The 4,440-nt window shown below is 35.6% G+C and carries 2 protein-coding genes and 2 pseudogenes; all 4 read left to right on the top strand.

Annotation, left to right across the window (positions count from 1 at the left end):
• Nucleotides 1-136 (top strand): annotated as a pseudogene (locus H5200_RS24190) (flavohemoglobin expression-modulating QEGLA motif protein); the annotation flags it as partial.
• Nucleotides 137-586: 450 nt separating this feature from the next.
• Nucleotides 587-3,571, top strand: a complete 2,985-nt coding sequence (locus tag H5200_RS22730) for a TonB-dependent receptor (RefSeq protein WP_182719664.1) — start codon at nt 587-589, stop codon at nt 3,569-3,571.
• A gap of 95 nt (nt 3,572-3,666) precedes the next feature.
• Entirely contained in the window at nt 3,667-4,146 is a 480-nt protein-coding gene (locus H5200_RS22725; protein WP_182719665.1) for a hypothetical protein, read from the top strand.
• A gap of 79 nt (nt 4,147-4,225) precedes the next feature.
• Nucleotides 4,226-4,440 (top strand): annotated as a pseudogene (locus H5200_RS22720) (flavohemoglobin expression-modulating QEGLA motif protein); the annotation flags it as partial.

Below are 4,440 nucleotides of genomic sequence, written 5' to 3'. Positions count from 1 at the left end.
AGGTTTTGTACCTAGCGAGCTACGCCAAGCATTTTCTGATCTAAACCGTAATATCATTAGCCAGCTTGGGCAACTCAATCCTATCGCTCAATATATGAGTAAAATGTGCAGCGAGTACAAAACAGCGTTGAGTATGTTTTAACACCTTTCTTATGTATTATTAACGTTAAACTTCATTGCTTATTATGTTAAATTCTAATTAAACTTAAAATTTTTTTGCAGTTGGTGTTGTTTTATTGTTTCTATTCACAATAGCTATGCAAAATACACCTCTTTTAGGAAATTAAGGTTTGTAACGCTATCTCTATATATGCCTCAATGTATGCTACTGAGTTTTATCATTAAAGATAACATTAACATGTAAGTATGTTGTTTTTATTGTAGGTTAACCCTCGCGTTTTAATTTACAAAATAACAATGAACATGAGGTTGTGTACGGTTTGTTAATTTATTTTGTGGTTGACATTAATTTAACTTTTTACTGTTTTTATTGTTTTTTTTATTGTTGTTTTGTTTTGTAAATGTTAAATATATATACCCCAATTATTAATGGGGTATATAAATAATAACATTTAGGGATTCAATAATGATACAAGTGAACAAATTATTTAAAAAAGCTGCAGTTTGCGCAGCAATTTGCTCTTCATTAACTTTTTACAGTGCAACTGCATTAGCAGGAAACGTTGATGGTGCGATTAAAGGGGTTGTAACTCAACAATCAAGTTCAGCGCCTATTGCTGGGGCAACTGTTACTATTTCTAACAAAGAAAATGGTTATGTTAAACAGTTGATTGTAGATTCTAAGGGGCAATTTAACTTAGGTTCAATTCCAATCGGTAATTATGATATTAAAATAGAAAAAGATGGCTATCAGACATCTGTGTTAAATGATGTAAATATTGCAATTGGTAAGTCTTCGTCTCTTGAAATTAATATGGTTGCAGGTGACTTCGAAGTTATTTCTGTGACTGGTAGCCGAATTGCACGTGTTGACGTTACAAACTCAGAAGCATCATTTAATATTTCCGCAGATGAATTATCGCGCTTACCTGTTGCTCAAGATATTACATCTGTTGCAATGCTATCTCCCGGCGTAAATTTAGGTGATGCACGGTTTTCAGATGCTAAAGGTAGTTCATTAGGTAGTTTTGGCGGTGCTTCTCAAGCTGAAAATGTTTATTATGTAAATGGTCTTAATATGACCAATTTCCGCAATGGTGTTGGCGGGTCTACTATTCCATTTTTGGCTTATGACTCTTTCCAGATTAAAACAGGTGGTTACTCAGCTGAATTTGGACGCTCTACTGGTGGTGTTGTTAGCTCTGTAACAAAAAGTGGCTCTAACGAGTTCCATTTTGGTTTACAGCATACACAAAATCTTGATTCGCTCTATGGGAAACGTCCAAACTCTTATTATTTAGCTGATGATTGTAGCTATAAAGCTGAAAATGGTGACGTTGTTGAAGATTGTGCCAACCGAATTGGTGATATTATTACCGATAATAGTGGTGATTCAAGAGAGTCAAGAAAAACAGATCTTTTTGCAAGTGGTGCGTTAATTGAAGATACTTTATTTTTCTATGGTCTATATGAATTTAGAGAGACAAATTACGATGACATCCAAACTCGTGGGACAACATTATTAAATCGTAATGATGACGACCCTTATTATTTAGCCCGTCTTGACTGGAACATCAATGAAGACCATACCTTGATGGGATGGATTTTCAAAGATGAAACAACTGAAAATTCGACAACATATGATAGGGATGAAAATGGTGTTTTAGATACAGAAAACACTTCATCATCTAGTTCATTAACTGGAGGCACTAGTTGGTCAATACGTTATAATGGTAATATTACGGATTATTTTTCAGTGTCTGCTATGGCGGGTAAAGTTGAATTTAATGATACAACCCGTTCAGATGGTGCAGATTGTCCTGCAATCATTGATGCTCAAAATGGACAAAATCTTGGTTGTTGGGATCCTTCAGCATTTCAAATATCAACAAATAGTGACGAACGTAAGCAATATAGAATTGATTTTGAATGGCTAGTAGCTGATGATCATCAGTTACGTTTTGGTTATGATGCAGAGAAAAACACTTCAACTAGTGAAGTAGAGCTTTCTGGTGGAATTTATTACCGATATATTGGTTATGATGCCGGTGCGATTTTACCAAATGGTTATGAGATTCAAGATTCAGGCCGGTATGTTCGTGTACGTAATTACAATGTTGGCGGTGAGTTTGACATCAATAACGAAGCATTTTATATCGAAGATACTTGGAATATAACCGACCGCCTAACTGCAACTATTGGTTTCCGTTGGGATAGCTTTGAAAATCTTAATGCAAGTGGTGATACATTTGTTAAAATAGACAATCAATTTGCACCGCGCTTAGGGTTAGCTTATGATCTGTTTGGTGATGGCGAGCACAAAGTATTTGCTAATGCCGGACGTTACTTTTTACCTGTTGCTTCAAACACTAATGTTCGCTTAGCTGGTGCAGAGTTATATACTCATGATTACTACACAATACAAAGTGAAGGTACTGACGGTGTTCCTGTTTTAGGAGATAAACTAGGTGATACTGACGTAATTGGAGATGGAACGACTCCAAGTCCTGTAAGTGTTCGCGATAGTGGCTTAGCCCCAATGTATCAAGATGAGCTTATCTTAGGGTATCAAGGTATGATAAACGATGATTGGTCTTTTGGTGTTAAGTATACACGTCGTGAAGTTCAAAGTATTATTGATGATGGTAGTATGATTGAAGCATTTAAAAGTATTGGTTTAGAGGGGGCTGCAGCTAATCATTTCTTACTATTTAATCCTGGCGAAAGCGTATCATTCCAGTATGATTATAATGGCGATGGAACTCTTGAGGATTATAACTTTAGTGCTGAACAATTAGGTTACCCAGACGCTAAGCGTAGTTATAACTCAGTTGACTTGATGTTAGAAAGAGCATGGGATGGTGTGTGGATGTTTAACGCAACTTATACATGGGCTCAAAGCTACGGCAACGCAGAAGGTTATGTTAAATCAGATAATGGTCAAGATGATGCTGGCCTAACAACTGATTGGGATTACCCTTATCTAATGGATGGTGCTAATGGTTATCTACCTAATGACCGTCGTCATGCATTAAAACTATTTGGTTCTTATTCTGTTACTGATAATTTATTAGTTGGCGTAAATGCAAATATTACTTCAGGCCGTCCACGTAACGCGTTAGGTGCTGGGTATGCACCTGATCAATCTCAATATCAATATGGCGATACTTACTATGTAGGTGATACTAAATTTTCGCGCGGTAGCTTTGGTCGTACGCCTTGGACATCAACCATTAATGCTAATGTTAAATATGATTTAAGCAGTTTTGCAGCGTTTGATTCAGCATATGTTGCTCTTAATGTTTATAACTTATTTGATGCTTCAAATGTAACTACGTATGAAGAACTTGCAGAAGAGGACGCAGCATTTAACTCTAATGCAAAATTTGGCAGTGCTTTATACTTCCAATCTCCACGTCGAGTTGAAGTTGTATTTAATATGATGTTTTAGTGATTAATCTAAATAAAATTAACATTTGATAACAAGCACTATACTTACTGTATAGTGCTTTTTCGTTAACTCAAAGTTTAGAAATAGGTTCCGATATGAGAAATTTAAATTTAATGGTGTTATTAGTTTTATTAATTTCTTTGGTGGCTTGTGTAAGTTTGCCAATTAAGAAGGATATTAGAGAAGGACATTTTAGATTAAAGAATTTTCAGTTTGAGCAAGGAAAAAAACGGGAGTATGTTTATCTAATGTGTAATAGTAAATCGCCATCTCAATGGGTCACTGCAAGACAATATGAAGCGGGACGTCATATACTATGGGTTAAAGCTTCTATAGGCAGTAGAGATTTTTCGTCCGCCGAAAGAAATGCATTTGTAAAGTTTGAAGTAGATCTAGAGTCTGGTAAAGATTATCAACTCAATAGAGAGATTGTTGGTGACAGTATTATTATTTGGATAGCAGAAGGGAACGGCTCAAATATTAATATTTTAGAGAAATTAACATCACCGTTAACGCGTCCATTAGTTATAGAAGAGCGCTTGAGGAAAGACCAGTGTTTAGAAGGTACAATTTAAAGTTAAACAGTAATTAAATTATTTATATTTGGGCTAAATTAGCCTATCCTCTAGGCTCATTCATCAGTGAGCTTAAAGCATGATAGATAAGGCGTTATTACTTAAAACTCGCGAGTTATCAGATCGATTAATCGCCCTACAAACCCCGATCCGTATCTTAGATGCGATAAATTGGGATAAAAGCATAAAAGAAGAGTTTTTTAGACAAAAATGTCAAAAAAATCCACTGGTTGATAAAGCCTATTATCAGCAACGGGATCTAGGTTTTGTACCTAGCGAGCTACGCCAAGCATT

Origin of the sequence: Pseudoalteromonas sp. SG43-7, from assembly GCF_014164295.1 — a bacterium.
Classification (GTDB): domain Bacteria; phylum Pseudomonadota; class Gammaproteobacteria; order Enterobacterales; family Alteromonadaceae; genus Pseudoalteromonas; species Pseudoalteromonas rhizosphaerae.
The sequence above is the reverse complement of the archived record's forward strand: the minus strand, read 5'-3'. Positions and strand labels throughout refer to the sequence as shown.

Bases quoted from the DNA above. Each gene is read 5' to 3' on its own strand.
- H5200_RS22730 (WP_182719664.1), top strand. From the start codon at position 587: ATGATACAAGTGAACAAATTATTTAAAAAAGCTGCAGTTTGCGCAGCA.
- H5200_RS22725 (WP_182719665.1), top strand. From the start codon at position 3,667: ATGAGAAATTTAAATTTAATGGTGTTATTAGTTTTATTAATTTCTTTG.